The 16,232-nt window shown below is 68.7% G+C and carries 15 protein-coding genes; 13 read left to right on the top strand and 2 right to left on the bottom strand.

Annotated features, from left to right (window positions below):
* Nucleotides 1-190: 190 nt before the first annotated feature.
* Nucleotides 191-1,393, bottom strand: coding sequence for an amino acid aminotransferase (locus BN3794_RS15315; protein WP_066098686.1), 1,203 nt, complete (start codon nucleotides 1,391-1,393; stop codon nucleotides 191-193).
* Nucleotides 1,394-1,551: 158 nt separating this feature from the next.
* Here BN3794_RS15315 and BN3794_RS15310 point away from each other — a divergent pair, with 158 nt between their 5' ends.
* From BN3794_RS15310 to BN3794_RS15270, 10 genes are all read left to right on the top strand, one after another.
* Nucleotides 1,552-3,666 (top strand): TonB-dependent receptor family protein, encoded by a 2,115-nt coding sequence (locus BN3794_RS15310; RefSeq protein ID WP_066098684.1) that lies wholly within the window; start codon nucleotides 1,552-1,554, stop codon nucleotides 3,664-3,666.
* Nucleotides 3,667-3,894: 228 nt separating this feature from the next.
* Nucleotides 3,895-4,215: a hypothetical protein gene (locus tag BN3794_RS16515; RefSeq protein WP_147675809.1), complete on the top strand. Its 321-nt coding sequence runs from the start codon at nucleotides 3,895-3,897 to the stop codon at nucleotides 4,213-4,215.
* A 103-nt stretch (nucleotides 4,216-4,318) separates the two neighbouring features.
* Nucleotides 4,319-4,933, top strand: coding sequence for a hypothetical protein (locus BN3794_RS16510; RefSeq protein ID WP_147675808.1), 615 nt, complete (start codon nucleotides 4,319-4,321; stop codon nucleotides 4,931-4,933).
* Nucleotides 4,934-5,341: 408 nt separating this feature from the next.
* Nucleotides 5,342-6,043, top strand: coding sequence for an SDR family oxidoreductase (locus BN3794_RS15300; protein ID WP_066098681.1), 702 nt, complete (start codon nucleotides 5,342-5,344; stop codon nucleotides 6,041-6,043).
* A gap of 165 nt (nucleotides 6,044-6,208) precedes the next feature.
* Nucleotides 6,209-6,475 (top strand): hypothetical protein, encoded by a 267-nt coding sequence (locus BN3794_RS15295; protein ID WP_066098679.1) that lies wholly within the window; start codon nucleotides 6,209-6,211, stop codon nucleotides 6,473-6,475.
* A 72-nt stretch (nucleotides 6,476-6,547) separates the two neighbouring features.
* Entirely contained in the window at nucleotides 6,548-6,766 is a 219-nt protein-coding gene (locus BN3794_RS15290; protein ID WP_147675807.1) for a hypothetical protein, read from the top strand.
* Nucleotides 6,767-7,015: 249 nt separating this feature from the next.
* Nucleotides 7,016-7,744, top strand: coding sequence for a Dph6-related ATP pyrophosphatase (locus BN3794_RS15285; RefSeq protein ID WP_066098675.1), 729 nt, complete (start codon nucleotides 7,016-7,018; stop codon nucleotides 7,742-7,744).
* 64 nt (nucleotides 7,745-7,808) lie between these two features.
* Nucleotides 7,809-8,177, top strand: coding sequence for a VOC family protein (locus BN3794_RS15280; RefSeq protein ID WP_066098673.1), 369 nt, complete (start codon nucleotides 7,809-7,811; stop codon nucleotides 8,175-8,177).
* A 115-nt stretch (nucleotides 8,178-8,292) separates the two neighbouring features.
* Entirely contained in the window at nucleotides 8,293-8,718 is a 426-nt protein-coding gene (locus tag BN3794_RS15275) for a hypothetical protein (protein ID WP_066098671.1), read from the top strand.
* A gap of 59 nt (nucleotides 8,719-8,777) precedes the next feature.
* Nucleotides 8,778-9,086 (top strand): hypothetical protein, encoded by a 309-nt coding sequence (locus tag BN3794_RS15270; RefSeq protein ID WP_066098669.1) that lies wholly within the window; start codon nucleotides 8,778-8,780, stop codon nucleotides 9,084-9,086.
* A 334-nt stretch (nucleotides 9,087-9,420) separates the two neighbouring features.
* Here BN3794_RS15270 and BN3794_RS15265 read toward each other — a convergent pair whose 3' ends face one another.
* On the bottom strand, nucleotides 9,421-11,316 hold the full coding sequence (locus BN3794_RS15265) for a sigma-54-dependent Fis family transcriptional regulator (protein ID WP_066098667.1): 1,896 nt from the start codon (nucleotides 11,314-11,316) through the stop codon (nucleotides 9,421-9,423).
* Between the two features lie 230 nt (nucleotides 11,317-11,546).
* Here BN3794_RS15265 and adh point away from each other — a divergent pair, with 230 nt between their 5' ends.
* The 3 genes from adh to adhP all read left to right on the top strand — a co-directional run bounded on the left by adh (nucleotide 11,547) and on the right by adhP (nucleotide 16,190).
* Complete coding sequence (gene adh / locus BN3794_RS15260; protein ID WP_066098665.1) at nucleotides 11,547-13,076, top strand: aldehyde dehydrogenase; 1,530 nt, start codon at nucleotides 11,547-11,549, stop codon at nucleotides 13,074-13,076.
* 146 nt (nucleotides 13,077-13,222) lie between these two features.
* Nucleotides 13,223-15,064, top strand: a complete 1,842-nt coding sequence (locus BN3794_RS15255; RefSeq protein WP_066098663.1) for an NAD(P)/FAD-dependent oxidoreductase — start codon at nucleotides 13,223-13,225, stop codon at nucleotides 15,062-15,064.
* Between the two features lie 97 nt (nucleotides 15,065-15,161).
* Nucleotides 15,162-16,190 (top strand): alcohol dehydrogenase AdhP, encoded by a 1,029-nt coding sequence (gene adhP, locus BN3794_RS15250; RefSeq protein ID WP_066098661.1) that lies wholly within the window; start codon nucleotides 15,162-15,164, stop codon nucleotides 16,188-16,190.
* Nucleotides 16,191-16,232: the final 42 nt, after the last annotated feature.

The raw sequence follows: 16,232 nt of genomic DNA, 5'->3' as shown, positions 1-16,232 counted from the left end.
TGAATGGGCGATGCCGGCCCGGCGAGCGCCTGGCGACCGGCGTGCCGTCGGCCGCACACGCCACGGCATCGGTGCGGGCTGCCTGGCCGGCACCGGTATCCGATGAAGGGCAAGGGCTATGTCGGGCGGCGTCGCCGCCCGGCCGTCTCGCAAGCGGTGCCGGCGGCCGTGGTGGCCGCCGGCGGGCGGATCAGCCGCGGCTGACCGTGGCCACCGCTTCGGCCACGTAGTCCAGGTTGCCCTGGTTGAGCGCGGCCACGCAGATGCGGCCGGAGCCGACCGCGTAGATGGCGAATTCCTCGCGCAGGCGCTCGACCTGGGCCTTGCCCAGGCCCGAGTAGGAGAACATGCCGGCCTGCTGCTCGATGAAGCCGAACTGGGTGGCACCGAGGCCGGCCAGCCGGCTCACCAGGCCGGCGCGCAGCGCGTGGATGCGCTCGCGCATGCCGGTCAGCTCCTCTTCCCACATGCCGCGCAGCTCGGGGCTGCCGAGCACGCCGGCCACCAGCTGGGCGCCGTGCATGGACGGGCTGGAGTAGATGGTGCGGATCACGCGCTTGATCTGCGACTGCACCGCCTTGGCCTGGGCGGCATCGGCGGCCACCACGCTCAGCGCGCCGACGCGCTCGCCGTACAGCGAGAACGACTTGGAATACGAGCTGGCGACGATGAACTCGGCCGGGCCGATCTCGCCCATCACGCGCACCGCGAAGGCGTCCTCGTCGATGCCGGCCTTGAAGCCCTGGTAGGCCAGGTCGATGAACGGGAACAGGCGGCGTTCCTTCAGCAGCAGTGCCACCTGCTCCCACTGCTCGCGGCTCAGGTCCACGCCGGTGGGGTTGTGGCAGCACGCGTGCAGCAGCACCACGGTGCCCGGCTCGAGCTTGTTCAGGTCGGCGAGCATGCCGTCGAAATCGACGCCGTGGGTGGCCGGCGCATAGTAGGTGTAGTCCACCAACTCGAAACCGGCCGCGGCGAAGATGGCGTGGTGGTTGCCCCAGCTCGGGTTGCTGATGGCGATCTTGGCGTGCGGCAGCAGCTTCTTGAGCGTGTCCGCGCCCACGCGCAGCGCGCCCGAGCCGCCGATGGTCTGCGAGGTGGCCACGCGCCCGGCCTCCAGCAGCGGCGACTTGGCGCCGAACAGCAGGCCCTGGGTGGCCTTGTTGTAGGCCGGCAGGCCGTCGATGGGCAGGTAGCCGCGCGGCTTGGCGTCCTGGCCCAGCTGCTGCTCGATCTGGTACACCGAGCGCAGCAGCGGGATGCGGCCGTGCTCGTCGTAGTAGATGCCCACGCCCAGGTTGACCTTGTTGGGACGCGGATCGGCGTTGTAGGCCTCGGTCAGGCCCAGGATGGGATCGCCCGGGGCCAGTTCGACAGTTGCAAAGAAGGACACGGTGGGACTCGCAGGTGACGGGAGGAGATGCGGCGGGCGGCGCCGGAACAGGCCGTCGGCCGAGCCGGCCCATCGTAGCAGGGCGCGGCGGCGTTGGCGGAATGCGCCGTTTCCCGGGCAGGGCTGCAGGCCGGCGCCGCAGCCGCGACAATGCACGCATGAAACGCATCTGCCTTCTCGCGGCGGGCATCGGCCTGGCGCTCGCCGCCCCCGCCTTCGCCCAGGACCCGGACAGCGCCGTCGACGGCACGGCGCGCACCCTGCCCACCGTGCAGGTGCAGGCGGCGCGCGTGCGCGGCGTCGATGCCTTCGACCTGCCCGCCTCGCTGACCACCGTCGACATCGACCGCGACGCCAACCGGCCGCAGGCGCAGGTATCGGAGGCCCTGGCCGGCGTGCCCGGCCTGCTGGCGCGCGACCGCCAGAACTACGCCCAGGACACCCAGCTCTCCATCCGCGGCTTCGGTGCGCGCTCGGCGTTCGGCGTGCGCGGCGTGCGCCTGCTGCTGGACGGCGTGCCCGCCACCATGCCCGACGGCCAGGGCCAGCTCTCGCACTTCAACCTGTTCGGCGCCGACCGCATCGAGGTGCTGCGCGGCCCGTTCTCGGCGCTGTACGGCAATTCCTCCGGCGGCGTGCTGCAGCTGTGGAGCGCCGACGGCCAGGCCGGCGACCCGTGGCGCCTGCGCACCACCTGGGGCAGCCACGGCACCGCCACCGCCGCCGCGCAGCTGCTGGGCCAGCAGGGCATCGTCCACTACGACCTGACCGCCACCCATTTCCGTACCGACGGCTGGCGCGACCACAGCCGTGCCCGGCGCGAATCGGTCAACGGCAAGGTCGGCCTGGACCTGGCGCCGGACAAGCACTTGGACCTGGTGTTCAACTACCTCGACGCCCCCGATGCGCAGGACCCGCTGGGCCTGACCGCCGAGCAGGTGCGCCAGAACCCGCGCCAGGCCACCGCGGTGGCCGGCACCTACGACACCCGCAAATCGGTGCGCCAGACCCAGGGCGGCGCGGTCTACACCCAGGACATGGGTGCGCAGACCCTGCGCCTGATGGCCTACGCCGGCAGCCGTGCGGTGGAACAGTACCTGGCCATCCCGCCGGCGACCCAGGCCAATCCCCTGCACAGCGGCGGCGTGGTCGACACGGACGGGCGCTACGGCGGCCTGGACGCGCGCTGGGCCTGGCGCGGCGAGCTGGCCGGCCGCCCGTTCGAACTGACCGTGGGCGCCAACGCCGACCGCCAGCACCAGCACCGCACCGGCTACGAGAACTATGTGGACACGGTGCTGGGCGTGAAGGGCGCGCTGCGCCGCGACGAGATCGATACCGTGGCCAACGCCGACCAGTTCACCCAGGCCTGGTGGCAGTTCGCCGAACGCTGGTCGGCGCTGGTCGGCGTGCGCCACACCGACGTGCGCTTCAAGGTGGGCGACCGCTACGTCACCGGTACCAATCCGGACGACAGCGGCCATCGCGACTACACCGGCACCCTGCCGGTGGCGGGCGTGGTGTTCCGCGCCACCGACACGCTGCGCCTGCATGCCTCGCTGGGCCGCGGCTACGAGACCCCCACCTTCAACGAGCTGGGCTACCGGGCCGACGGTGGCGCCGGCATGGCCCTGGACCTGGCGCCGGCGCGCAGCCGCAACTACGAAGTGGGCGCCAAGTGGCGGCAGCAGAGCGGGGCCAGCGCCGAGCTGGCGCTGTTCCGCGCCGACACCGACGACGAGCTGGCGGTGGCCACCAGCAGTGGCGGACGCACCACCTACCGCAACATCGGCCGGACCCGCCGCCAGGGCGCCGAGGCCAGCTGGAACCAGCCGATCGGCCAGACCCAGCAACTGGCCCTGGCCTGGACCTGGATCGACGCCACCGTGCGCTCGCCGTATGCCACCGGCAACGCCGGTGCCGTGGTCGCCGCCGGCACGCGGCTGCCCGGCGTGGCCCGCCAGCAGTTCACCGCGCGCTGGCAATGGCAGCCGCGCGCCTGGCAGTTCGCCGCCGAGGCAGTGGCCATGGGCAGCACCCTGGCCGACGACCAGGGCACCGCCCGCGCCGCCGGCTACGCCCTCTACAACCTGGAAGCCTCGCGCCGCTGGTCCACCGCCCACGGCCCCCTGCGCCTGTTCGCCCGCGTCGACAACCTGTTCGACCGCGCCTACATCGGCTCGGTCATCGTCAACGACGGCAACGGCCGCTATTATGAACCCGGCCCTTCGCGCGGCTACACCGTCGGCCTGCAGTGGGACTTCGCGCGCTGAGCGCCGATATCGCCGGGCACGCCGACGCGTCGCCCGGCATTCAATGGCGGGGTTCCAGGCCGGCGCGTACTGTGTGCCCGGGACCGGGCCGCGTTCCAGCGAGCGCACGGATTGTGCCCGCTGGAACGCCGCATGACGCAGCGATCGCATACCGACGGTCGGCGCAACACATCAAGGGGATGGGAATTCCGTGCTTGCCCCGCGCCTGGCCCTGGCGATACTTCGCCTATGTCGCGTTTGGTTGATCCAATTGGGCGTCAGGCCGTGTACGAAATTCATGTCTTCTGCGGGACAGCAACTGCCAAAGCCGGGGGCAAATTCCCGCCAGGGGAAAGGCATGCGTTCCTTTTGTTCTTGCGTCAATTCAGGGAAAGCGACTTTGATTGGGCCGTAGCCGAGGATTTCATGAGCACCAACGGATGGGACGACCCTGACCTTCAGCAGGCCGGCAAAGTTGGCCCGGGGAGCGAGCTTGAAGGCGTAGAAGACATGTATCAGGGCGCGCTATCCGATGGCGGATCTATCATCATCTATTCGGATCCGCTTTGACGCGGCCTAACAATGCATTCAAGCCGAACCCGCTTGGCGGGTCGGCTTAGTTTGCTCGCCAAGTGCGCCAGGAGAGATATCGGTGAATTGGTTCCGAAAGGCAATGGCAGGCCTCAAAGCACGGGGAGGATTATCCAGACAGGATTACGTCATCGGCAACGCAGAAAAGTTGCGGGATGAGAATCCAAGAAGCTTCTCGATTCCCAGGTCGGACCAGCGCCGCTCTCTTCGGGTCGGCGATACTGCAAAAATCATTCTAGAGGCTACCGCGAGCTCAGGCCCCATTAGCGCGGAAAGACCATGGGTGACGGTTACGGAGGTGGGAAATGGCGGCTACAAGGTGGAGATCGACAACAGTCTTGTCCTCTTTCCCTCGCTAAACGGTGCAATCCTCTCAATACGTCCAGAGCACGTCATTTCGGTGACGCTGCCCGACGAGTATGTTCTTCCTTACAGTAAAACATGCCTGGTCAGTGCAGGCATTGTCCAAGATGCAGCCTGGCCTCACAGGCTGGTTCGTGTTTCGCAAAAAGGCGACGCCGATAGTGGTTGGCGCATCCTCGAAAAAGGAGCGTCGCTGACCGACGAACTGCAAGAAGTATCGTGCGGCGCAATTATCGCGCAATATCAAGTACTGGACTCGGTGATGGATGAGCCGGGCCTCTGTAGCTGGATATGGAATGACCGTGAAAACGAGTTCGCACGAGAAAGCGCCTGACAATCCATTGAAATCCAAGCCGATTCGCGGGTCCATTTAATTCTGGCATTAAGCGGTGTGGGTCAAGACCAGCGGGCGGGTTCTGCTTCGGCAAATCGGCTGGCCGTTTCCCCGTCGGTTCCGGCGATCAATCCTCGCCGCTCCTGCTGTCGGCCAGCGCGGGGTTCGGCCTGTGCATTGCGCCTGCCTTACGCGCCTTGTCATCGGCTTCGGCGAATTTGTTCGCCAGGCTTTGCAGGGCAAACCCCGTCCTGGGAGCCGTGGCATCATCGGTCCTTGTCGTGTTTTTCACGTCGGGACATTGGCTGGGGGCAGGGTTCTCGGCCAGTCTCGCCCGGCACCTCATCCAGGCCGATGCCACTTCGCGGTGCGGCTGAGCCCAGGCCTTGGGCACCCTTCGGAGGATTCGTGAAGTACGTCATTGTCGGAGGCACTTCGGGAATCGGCCTTGCGGCGGCCAAGGCCGCGGTAGCGAGCGGTCACGAAGTCGTGACCGCCTCTCGAGACCCTGGAAAGTTTTCCAATGCGCAGGCGATCGGGGCTCTTCCCGTCACCCTCGATGCCTCCAACCTTGTGCAGTGTCAGGCCGTCTTTTCCGAACTTGGCCCCTTTGACCATCTGGTCGTCTGTGCATCCGGTGCTTCCGGCGCCGGCAACTTCAGGGATCTCGATCTCGCCGACCTGCGCAAGGGATTCGAAGGCAAGTTCTGGCCACAAGTGAACTGTGCCAAAGCGTGCCTGCCAGCAATCTCCGGGACCGGATCGATTACGTTTATCGGGGCGATTTCCTCACGAGCAATGCAACCGGGGACTGCCGGGCTTGCCGCGATCAATGCCGCACTGGAGGCGATGATTCCGGTTCTGGCCTCCGAGCTCCGACCGCTCCGGGTCAATGCTGTCGTCCCGGGTGTCGTAGACACACCCTGGTGGTCGCGGCTTCCGGTGCAAGAGAAAACCAAGCTTTTCGAGCAGCTCGCCACGAAAGTACCGGTCGGTCGCGTCGGGACTCCGGATGATCTTGCCCAGGCAATCATGTTCGTCACGACCAACACGTTCATCACGGGCACCGTCATCGACTGTGATGGCGGCTGGAAGCTCAAGGGTGCCTGACAATCCATGCAAGCCGAGCCTGCCTCGCGGCCCGGCTCAATTCCGGCGCCGGCACTTCGCGTTTCCGTGAACGTGATGCCGCATGAGGATCAGGGGTGGAGGCGCGGATTCATATGCAGGGCAGGCACCACTCGCCGTTCGCATGCATCCCTTCCCGGGCGCGCCATGCCCCACCTGCGGGCCGATCCGCGCATCGTCGGCGTAGCCGCTGCCGGCGCGTTCGCCGGTGGAGGGAGGGACGAGTTCAGCGACCTGCACCGGGTCCTTGAGGTGGAACCCGGCACCGTGGCAGCCATCGTGGGCGAGCATCATCGTCTTGCGGCCAGGCCGGGTCCGCTCGTGGCCGCGTTCACCGACGAGCGTGTGGGCGCACCACGCCTGTTGATCTGCACGAGGGCGAAGCCGGCGGCGCGCCGTCCCGTGTCGATCTGAAGCTTCGTCTCGCTGCCCGACGCCGCCGCCCGCGTGGACGAACCGGTCGTGCTCTGGGAGCGTGAGGGGCGATTGAGCCAAGTCCTGCGGACGGCCGAGGCGCGTTATCCGCCGCCGGACCTGGCCTGGATCGAGGGGCGCTTCTGGGTATGGATCCGCTACGCGACGCTCAAGGTCGGCCGGGGCGAGCTGTTCGAGGCAGTGGATTTCCTCGCCTTCCTGCGCGTGCGCGTCCTGGGGCCCTCGTACTGGTGGAGGCGGGGGCGCAGCCGGCAGGTGTGCGCCACGTAGAGACCGCGGCCCCGTCCCGTGCCGCGCAACTCCAGGCGACCCTCGCCGCCTACGACCGCGACTCGTGCATTCGCTGCCTCCATGCGGCAGTGGCTCGCTGCCGATCGCTTCGCCACTCGGTCGTCGGCGACGGCCATGGGGTTGCGAACGAGGCGGCAGGAAGCACCGCGATGGCCTATTGGGCGGATGTCGCTGCACACTGGCCATGCATTTGAGCCACGTCGACCGGCAGAGGAAAATCCCGAGCAGATGAAACAGCGCGTACTGCTATCCTGGAGTTCGGGTAAAGACTGTGCCTGGGCGTTGCACACGCTCCGGGAAAACCCGGACGTGGAGCTCGTCGGTCTGCTGACGAGCGTCAATATCGTCCACGAGCGAGTGGCGATGCATTCGACCCGTCTGGCTCTGGTCGAGGCGCAGGCCCGCGCTATCGGGCTCTCCCTGCGCGTCGTCCCGCTGCCCTGGCCTTGCTCCAATGAAGTGTACGAGCGCGAAATGCGTGCCGCCTTCAGACATGGGCTTGCTTGTGGCGCAACGCATATTGCCTTTGGCGACCTGTTTCTGGAGGACATCCGCAACTATCGCATCAAGCAGCTTGAAGGCTCTGGCCTTCAACCCCTCTTCCCCAACTGGCGCGAGCCTACCGGGACACTTGCACGGCGCATAATCGATGCGGGCGTGGTCGCTGTCGTCACGTGTGTCGATCCAAAGCAACTTTCTCCCTCGTTTGCTGGACGGGTGTTCGATCACGCCTTTGTCGACGAGCTGCCCGCGGGGGTGGATCCTTGCGGTGAAAACGGCGAATTCCACACATGTGTTCTGGCCGGGCCGATGTTCCGGGAGCCGCTTGATGCCGTTGTGGGCGAGGTCGTGGAACGCGATGGGTTTTATTTCGCGGATCTGGTGCCAACCGCCGCGACGTTGCCGGCGGATCGCCAACAATTCGCGCCGGAGGCTGACGTGGGCCGATTACGCTAGAGTGCAGTCCACGGCGTAGACAGTCGCCTGATTCAGGCAGTACCACCAACGATGCGGTGATCCCATGGACATGCTCGGTCCCCTCAGCCATATCGCCCTGGTCGTCAGTAATCCCGACAGGACCGCGGAATTCTTCCATTCCGTCTTCGGCGCGAGGATCTGCCGGCACAGGGACGAGGAAGGCCATGACGAGACCTATGTCCAGCTGGGTTCCACCTGGCTGGTTCTTCCTGAAGCGAGCGTGGATCGGCCGCTTCTCGGCGACCACATCGCTTTCAGGGTTTCGAAGGAGCAGTTGGCCCATTTCGCGGACAAGCTCGCCCGGCTGGGCCACCGCTGCCAAATGGCCCGCAACGATACCGCCCTGTATTTCATGGATTTCGACAACCACGTGTTCGAGCTGGAATGCGTGGGATTGCCTTTCCAGGCGTGAGCCCCAACCCATCGTCCAGGCCGATGCCGCGTCGTGGCGGTGGTCCCGGCGGCCGGATGCGCCGGCCTGGCAGCCTGTCCACGGAACGCCCCACCTGACGCAAGGATCCACCGAGATGACACCTCCCTTCTGGAAGAGCCGAAAGTTCTGGCGGCGCGTCGGCGGCATTGTCGGCGCGCTCCTGTTATTCGCGCTGGCGACCCATCCGGAGCTGCGCCTGCTGGTTCCCTTCCTCGACGCGATAGGCCTGGACGCACTGCTGCTGCTGGTGGGCGCGCAGACGATTTCGTTCGTCTCGGGCGTCCTCGGGCCCGCGGCGATCAACGCTTGGAGTCGCCTGGTGCCGGCGCTTGCGGCCACCGACCGGATCACTTCCCGGGGGCTGCCGGGAGCCGCGCGCCGGCTGGCCGGACGTACCCTCGGCGAATACAGCGGCCACCTCGGCCAGTACCTCGCGATCCTCCTGGGCCGCGCCTGGCGCCTGGCATGCGAGGGCCCCGATCGTCCGTCCCGGCCGGACTCGCTTCCCGGCACGACTTGACCGGCGTCGGCCACCGGCAAGCACGTGTCGATGACCGAACCGGCGAGGGTGTTAGCTGGATGAGGGTGGACAAGATGAGGGTGGACAAATTCTGGGTGCTGGCCTGGGCCTTCCTGTTGCTGCAGATGGTCGTGACCGTCCTTCACGTACACATCGGCGCGGATAGCCGATGGGAATGGATGGGATGGGCCGCCTTGGTGTTCCTGTCCGTGTTCGTTTTCAATCTGGCGCTGTCGCTCCCGCTGGCGGCACTCGGGGCCCTGCTGGTACGCAACGGCCGTGGCTATGGCATGCGCTTCAGGCGCCTGGTGCCTGTCGGCATCTGTATCGCGTCGCTGGTCATCTGCTTGGTGTGGGCATTGGGATAGCCTTTTCCTGGGTTTTCCCGGTCCCAAGGCGTGGCACGGGCATTCGTGCGGGGATCCGGAGCTGCAACCGGCGGAGTCTTTGATTCCGCGACAGGAGGGACGACGACGACTCTCAGACCAATGCGCTGATGGACCTGCTGCCGGCCGTCCGGCCCACGGCCTTTCATGCGCGCGGCGTTACTGGCGGCGGGCACCGGGCTTCCTCGAACCGGTCGTGGGCGGCCCGCTCCGGATGCCGTTCCTCGGGATGTCGCGCAGGCCTGCGCCCGCGTCGGGTCGGGCCCTTCGTTGCCCGGCCATCGCGCCCGGCCGCGTGCGCGCGACCGGTCGCGGGTCAACGCCCGTCGGTACCCAATCGCCGGTACAGGGTGCTGCGGCTGATGCCCAGGCGGCGGGCGGCGCGGCTGACGTTGCCGTTGCAGGCGTCCAGCGCCTGGCGCATGGCGGCTTTCGTCAGCGACTGCAGGTCGCCGGCCGGCGGGGTCGCGGGAGTCCCGGCGGCGGCCGGGACCGCATGGTGCACGTATTCCGGCAGGGCGTCGGGGCCGAGGACGTCGCCGGGTTCGCTCAGTGCCACCAGGGTGCGCAGGCAGGCATCGAGCTGGCGCAGGTTGCCGGGCCAGTCGTAGGCGGCCAGCGCCGCGAGGGTGTCCTCGCGCAGGCGCCGGCCCTGCCCTGCCCGGTCCCAGAGCTGGTGCACCAGCGCGGCACGGTCGGGCTGCTCGCGCAGCGACGGCAGGCGGGCGACGTGGTGGGCGATGCGGTAGTACAGGTCGGCGCGGAAGCGGCCCTCGGCAATGGCGCCGTCCAGGTCGCGATGGGTGGCGCAGACCAGGGCGAAATCCAGCTTCACCGGCTTGCCGCCGCCGAGCGGCACCAGTTCGCGTTCCTGCAGCACGCGCAGCAGGCGCGGCTGCAGCGCCAGCGGCATGTCGCCGATCTCGTCCAGGAACAGCACGCCGCCCTCGGCCTGGCGCAGCAGGCCGGCGCTGCCCTGGCGCCGCGCACCGGTGAAGGCGCCTTCCTCGTAGCCGAACAGCTCGGCCTCGATCAGGCCTTCCGGCAGGGCGGCGCAGTTGACCGCGACGAATGGCTTGGCGGCACGGGCGCAACACCGGTGCAGGGCATGCGCGAACACTTCCTTGCCGGTCCCGGTCGCGCCCTGCACCAGCACCGGCAGGCCGGCATCGAGCACGCGCCGGGCGCGTTCGAGCAGGCCCTGGCGCAGCGGGTCCAGGCGCGGGGCGTGCGCCTCGCCGGTGCCGGCGGCGGGCATGGCGCGGGCCGCCGTCCCGGGCCGTCCCGGGCCGGAAGGACGGATGCGGATCGACACCGCGTCGCGGGCGGCATCCACGTGGCCGAACAGTACCCGCCCCTGCCGGTCCTGCAGCACGCCCTCGTCGCGCAACCGCGCCAGCGGCGCGTCGAACAGGGCCTCGTAGGGGGCGCGGCCGAGCTCGGCGCGGTCCAGGCCGAACAGCTTCAGGCCGATGCGGTTGGCCGCCACCAGGCGACCGTCGCGGAATGCCAGCAGGCCCTCGCGCGCGGTGCCGAGCAGGGCCGGGTCGTGGTGCAGGCGCAGCAGCTCGCAGCCGGGGATGCCCTCGTCGAACCAGCGGTGCTCGATGCCGGCCACCGCCATCTTGGCCAGCCCGGGCGCGTGGCGGTGCGGGGCGCCGGCCTCGCCGGAGATGTCCAGCACGCCGGCCAGCCGCCCGTACGGATCGAAGATCGGCGTGGCCGCGCAGCTGAGGATGCCGTGCGGGGCCGAGTAGTGCTCGCCGCCGCGCACCTCCACCGTGCGGCCCTCCACGATCGCGGTGCCGATCGCATTGGTGCCCACGCGCGCCTCGTTCCAGCACACGCCGGGCATCAGCGCCACCCGCCCGGCCTTGTCCAGGAAGGCGGGATTGCCCTCGGCGTCGAGCACCCAGCCCTCCGCGTCGGTGAGCAGCACGATGCTGCCGGCCGCGGCGGTGGCCGGGGCCAGCGCGTCCAGTTCCGGGCGCGCCAGGCGCCACAGCCGCTCGTGGCGCTCGCGCATCTCGCGCAGGCGCGTGGCGGGCAGCGGTTCCAGTTCCGTGGCGGTGTCCAGCGGCACGCCCTGGTGGCGGCAGCGGCGCCAGGACTGCAGCACGATCTCGGGAATGTCGCCCACGGGCAACGCGCCGCGCTCGAAGAACGCGCGCCGTGCCCGGTCCATGCGCAGGGGCAGTGACGGCTGGGCCATCGGAGGGCTCCTGTGTCGCAATCTGCGACAGCTGTTGCAGGGGGTGTCCCGATAGACAGCACACCTGCGCGGCGCTTGCAACGACCAGACGTTGCGCGCCGCAGCACATCCGGCGCCCGGGGCGAGCCCCGGCGCGGCGGCGTCGGCTGACGCGGCGCAACAGCCCGGATCTGGCATCGCCCTTGCGGATGCCAGGGGACACGATCCCTTCACCCCGGAGACATCCCGCCATGAACGCCGTCACTTCCGCCAAGGCCTACGCCACCGATCCCGATGCCATCTTCAAGCCGCGCTACGGCAACTTCATCGGCGGCAAGTGGGCGGAGCCGCGCAGCGGCCAGTACTTCGAGAACACCACGCCGATCACCGGCAAGGTCTTCACCACGGTGGCGCGTTCCAACGCCGACGACGTGGAGGCGGCGCTGGATGCCGCGCACGCGGCCAAGGCGGCCTGGGCCGCCACCAGCGCCGGCGAGCGCGCTGCGGTGCTGCTGAAGATCGCCGACCGCATCGAGCAGAACCTGGAGCTGCTGGCCTACGCCGAGACCTGGGACAACGGCAAGCCGATCCGCGAGACGCTCAATGCCGACGTGCCGCTGTGCGCGGACCACTTCCGCTACTTCGCCAGCGCCGTGCGCACCCAGGAAGGCGGCATCTCCGAGATCGACCACGACACCATCGCCTACCACTTCCACGAACCGCTCGGCGTGGTCGGCCAGATCATCCCGTGGAACTTCCCGCTGCTGATGGCGTGCTGGAAGCTGGCGCCGGCGCTGGCCGCCGGCAACTGCGTGGTGCTCAAGCCGGCCGAGCAGACCCCGGCCTCGATCATGGTGCTGCTGGAGGTGATCGGCGACCTGCTGCCCGCCGGCGTGCTCAACGTGGTGAACGGCTTCGGCCTGGAGTGCGGCAAGCCGCTGGCGTCCAACCCGCGCATCGCCAAGATCGCTTTCACCGGCGAGACCACCACCGGCCGGCTGATCATGCAGTACGCCAGCCAGAACCTGATCCCGGTGACCCTGGAGCTGGGCGGCAAGTCGCCCAACATCTTCTTCGCCGACGTGATGGCCGAGGACGACGACTTCCTCGACAAGGCGATCGAGGGCTTCGTGCTGTTCGCCTTCAACCAGGGCGAGGTCTGCACCTGTCCCTCGCGCGCGCTGATCCACGCCTCGATCTACGAGCGCTTCATGGAGCGCGCGCTGCAGCGGGTGGCGGCGATCAAGCAGGGCAACCCGCTCGACCCGAACACCATGATCGGCGCCCAGGCCTCCTCCGAGCAGCTGGAGAAGATCCTCAGCTACATCGACATCGGCAAGCAGGAAGGCGCCCAGGTGCTGATCGGCGGCGAGCAGAACCGGCTGCCGGGCGAGCTGTCCGGCGGTTTCTACGTCAAGCCGACGGTGTTCAAGGGCAACAACAAGATGCGCATCTTCCAGGAGGAGATCTTCGGCCCGGTGGTGTCGGTGACCACCTTCGAGACCGAGGAGGAAGCGCTGTCCATCGCCAACGACACGCTCTACGGCCTGGGCGCGGGCGTGTGGAGCCGCGACGTCAACCGGCTGTACCGCATGGGCCGCGGCATCCAGGCCGGGCGGGTGTGGACCAACTGCTACCACGCCTACCCGGCGCATGCCGCGTTCGGCGGCTACAAGCAGTCGGGCATCGGCCGCGAGAACCACAAGATGATGCTCGACCACTACCAGCAGACCAAGAACCTGCTGGTGAGCTATTCGCCCAAGAAACTCGGCTTCTTCTGACGCCGGCCACGGTCGCCCCGCCGCGGTCGGCGGCGGGGCCCGGGCGCACCTCCCTCCCCCAGGACGCGTCGGTGCCCGGCAGGCAGGCGGCTCGATCGCCGCTGCCCGCCCTCCCCATCCGCAAGCTTGCAGCGAGGAAACACCGCATGGCCGTCACCGAAGAAACCCTCTCCGCCAGCGTCGCCCGCAGCGACGCGCCGACCGACACCCTGCGCCACTGGCTGGCCGGCTTCGCCGACGCGCTGGCGCGGCGCGACATCGACGCCGCCCTGGCCTGCTTCGCCGAGGACTGCCACTGGCGCGACCTGGTGCTGTTCAGCTGGAACATCGTCACCGCCGAGGGCAAGGGCGAGATCCGCGACCTGCTCGAGGCGCGGCTGCAGGACACCGATCCCTCGCATTGGCAGGTGGAGGGCGAGGCCGGCGCCGCCGACGGCGTGGTCGAGGGCTGGATCAGCCTGGAGACCGCGGTCGCGCGCGGCAAGGGCTACGTGCGCCTCAAGGACGGGCTGTGCTGGACGCTGCTGACCAGCATGCGCGAGCTCAAGGGCTTCGAGGAACCGCGTGGGCGCCGCCGCCCGCTCGGCGCGCAGCACGGCCATGGCCATGCCGACAAGCGCAACTGGGCCGAGCGCCGCCGCGACGAGGAGGCCACGCTCGGCATCACCGAGCAGCCGTACTGCCTGATCGTCGGCAGCGGCCAGGGCGGACTGGGGCTGGGCGCGCGGCTCAGGCGCCTGGGCGTGCCGACGCTGATCGTGGACAAGGCCGAGCGCCCGGGCGACCAGTGGCGCGGGCGCTACAAGTCGCTGTGCCTGCACGACCCGGTCTGGTACGACCACATGCCCTACCTGCCCTTCCCCGAGCACTGGCCGGTGTTCACCCCCAAGGACCAGATCGGCGACTGGCTGGAGATGTACGCCAAGGCGATGGAGCTCAACGTCTGGAATCGCACCGAGTGCGTCAAGGCCGACTTTGATGAAGCCGCCGGCCACTGGAACGTGACGGTGCTGCGCGACGGCGAGCCGGTGCAGCTGCATCCGGTGCAGCTGGTCCTGGCCACCGGCATGTCCGGCGTGGCCAACGTGCCGAAGTACCCCGGTGCGGAGAGCTTCGCCGGCCAGCAGCACCACTCCAGCCAGCATCCCGGCGGCGATGCCTGGCGCGGCAAGCGCGCGGTGGTGATCGGCGCCAACAACTCGGCCCACGACATCTGCGCCGACCTGGTCGAGCACGGCGCGCAGGTGACCATGGTGCAGCGCTCGCCCACCCACATCGTGCGCTCGGAAACGCTGATGGAGGTGGTGCTGGGGCCGCTGTACTCGGAGGAGGCGGTGGAGAACGGCATCACCACCGACAAGGCCGACCTGATCTTCGCCTCGATCCCGTACAAGGTGATGCCGCAGTTCCACCGTCCCGCCTTCGACGAGGTGCGCCGCCGCGACGCCGACTTCTACGCGCGGCTGGAGCAGGCCGGCTTCATGCTCGACTTCGGCGACGACGACACCGGGTTGTTCATGAAGTACCTGCGCCGCGCCTCGGGCTACTACATCGACGTCGGCGCCTCCGAGCTGATCGCCGACGGCACCATCGCCCTCAGGAGCGCGCCGGGCCTGGGCGTGGACCACATCGAGCCCGACGCGGTGGTGCTCAACGACGGCTCGCGCCTGCCGGCCGACCTGATCGTCTACGCCACCGGCTACGGTTCGATGAACGGCTGGGCGGCGAAGCTGATCAGCCAGGACGTGGCCGACAGGGTGGGCAAATGCTGGGGCTACGGCTCGGGCACCACCAAGGACCCGGGCCCGTGGGAAGGCGAGCTGCGCAACATGTGGAAGCCCACCCGGCAGGACAACCTGTGGTTCCACGGCGGCAACCTGCACCAGTCGCGGCACTACTCGCTGTACCTGGCGCTGCAGCTCAAGGCGCGCTACGAGGGCCTGGACACGCCGGTATACCGGCTGGCGCCGAGCCACCACCTGCAATGAACCGGAGCGATTGATCCTGCGCAAAGCGGCGCTGGCGGCGATCGCCGACGCTGCCGCCTCCCCCGCTGGTTGCATTCCTTCGAAAGGAGATACCGCCATGCAAAAGACGATGAAGGCCGCCGTGGTGCGCGAATTCGGCAAGCCGCTGGTGATCGAGGAAGTGGAGGTGCCCCGCCCCAAGGCCGGCGAACTGCTGGTCAAGATCGAGGCCTGCGGCGTCTGCCACACCGACCTGCACGCCGCCGACGGCGACTGGCCGGTCAAGCCGCATCCGCCGTTCATCCCCGGCCACGAGGGCGTGGGCCACGTCGTCGCCGTCGGCGAGGGCGTCACCTACGTCAAGGAGGGCGACCGCGTCGGCATCCCGTGGCTGTATTCGGCCTGCGGCCATTGCGACCACTGCCTGGGCGGCTGGGAGACGCTGTGCGAGCAGCAGCAGAACACCGGCTACTCGGTCAACGGCGGCTTCGCCGAATACGCCATTGCCGATGCCGACTACGTCGGCCACCTGCCCAAGGACGTGGGCTTCGTCGAGATCGCCCCGGTGCTGTGCGCCGGCGTGACCGTGTACAAGGGCCTGAAGATGACCAACACCCGCCCCGGCGAGTGGGTGGTGATCTCCGGCATCGGCGGCCTGGGCCACATGGCGGTGCAGTACGCCAAGGCGATGGGCCTGAACGTGGCCGCCGTCGACGTGGACGACGCCAAGCTGCGCCTGGCCGAGAAGCTCGGCGCGGCGGTCACCGTCAACGCCCGGACCACCGACCCGGCGGCCTACCTGAAGAAGGAGATCGGCGGCGCCCACGGCGCCCTGGTCACCGCGGTCTCGCCCAAGGCCTTCGACCAGGCGATCGGCACGGTCCGCCGCGGCGGCACGGTGGCGCTCAACGGCCTGCCGCCGGGCAGCTTCCCGCTGGACATCTTCGGCCTGGTGCTCAACGGCATCACCGTGCGCGGCTCGATCGTCGGCACCCGCCTGGACCTGCAGGAATCGCTGGATTTCGCCCAGCGCGGCCAGGTCCACGCCACCGTCGCCACCGACAGGCTGGAGAACATCAACGCGGTGTTCGAGCGCATGCACAAGGGCCAGATCGAGGGCCGCATCGTGCTCGACCTGGCGGCCTGACCCGGCCCTCGCCCGCCGGCCGCGGGCCGGCGGACGTCCGTC

This window comes from Xanthomonas massiliensis, assembly GCF_900018785.1.
In the GTDB taxonomy this organism is placed as follows: domain Bacteria; phylum Pseudomonadota; class Gammaproteobacteria; order Xanthomonadales; family Xanthomonadaceae; genus Xanthomonas_B; species Xanthomonas_B massiliensis.
The sequence above is the reverse complement of the archived record's forward strand: the minus strand, read 5'-3'. Positions and strand labels throughout refer to the sequence as shown.

What these genes read in the sequence shown, in the direction of transcription:
- BN3794_RS15310 (WP_066098684.1), top strand. Translation starts at nt 1,552, where the DNA reads ATGAAACGCATCTGCCTTCTCGCGGCGGGCATCGGCCTGGCGCTCGCC.
- BN3794_RS16515 (WP_147675809.1), top strand. Translation starts at nt 3,895, where the DNA reads ATGTCGCGTTTGGTTGATCCAATTGGGCGTCAGGCCGTGTACGAAATT.
- BN3794_RS16510 (WP_147675808.1), top strand. Translation starts at nt 4,319, where the DNA reads ATGGCAGGCCTCAAAGCACGGGGAGGATTATCCAGACAGGATTACGTC.
- BN3794_RS15295 (WP_066098679.1), top strand. Translation starts at nt 6,209, where the DNA reads ATGCCCCACCTGCGGGCCGATCCGCGCATCGTCGGCGTAGCCGCTGCC.
- BN3794_RS15285 (WP_066098675.1), top strand. Translation starts at nt 7,016, where the DNA reads ATGAAACAGCGCGTACTGCTATCCTGGAGTTCGGGTAAAGACTGTGCC.
- BN3794_RS15280 (WP_066098673.1), top strand. Translation starts at nt 7,809, where the DNA reads ATGGACATGCTCGGTCCCCTCAGCCATATCGCCCTGGTCGTCAGTAAT.
- BN3794_RS15275 (WP_066098671.1), top strand. Translation starts at nt 8,293, where the DNA reads ATGACACCTCCCTTCTGGAAGAGCCGAAAGTTCTGGCGGCGCGTCGGC.
- BN3794_RS15270 (WP_066098669.1), top strand. Translation starts at nt 8,778, where the DNA reads ATGAGGGTGGACAAGATGAGGGTGGACAAATTCTGGGTGCTGGCCTGG.
- BN3794_RS15265 (WP_066098667.1), bottom strand. Translation starts at nt 11,316, where the DNA reads ATGGCCCAGCCGTCACTGCCCCTGCGCATGGACCGGGCACGGCGCGCG.
- adh (WP_066098665.1), top strand. Translation starts at nt 11,547, where the DNA reads ATGAACGCCGTCACTTCCGCCAAGGCCTACGCCACCGATCCCGATGCC.
- BN3794_RS15255 (WP_066098663.1), top strand. Translation starts at nt 13,223, where the DNA reads ATGGCCGTCACCGAAGAAACCCTCTCCGCCAGCGTCGCCCGCAGCGAC.
- adhP (WP_066098661.1), top strand. Translation starts at nt 15,162, where the DNA reads ATGCAAAAGACGATGAAGGCCGCCGTGGTGCGCGAATTCGGCAAGCCG.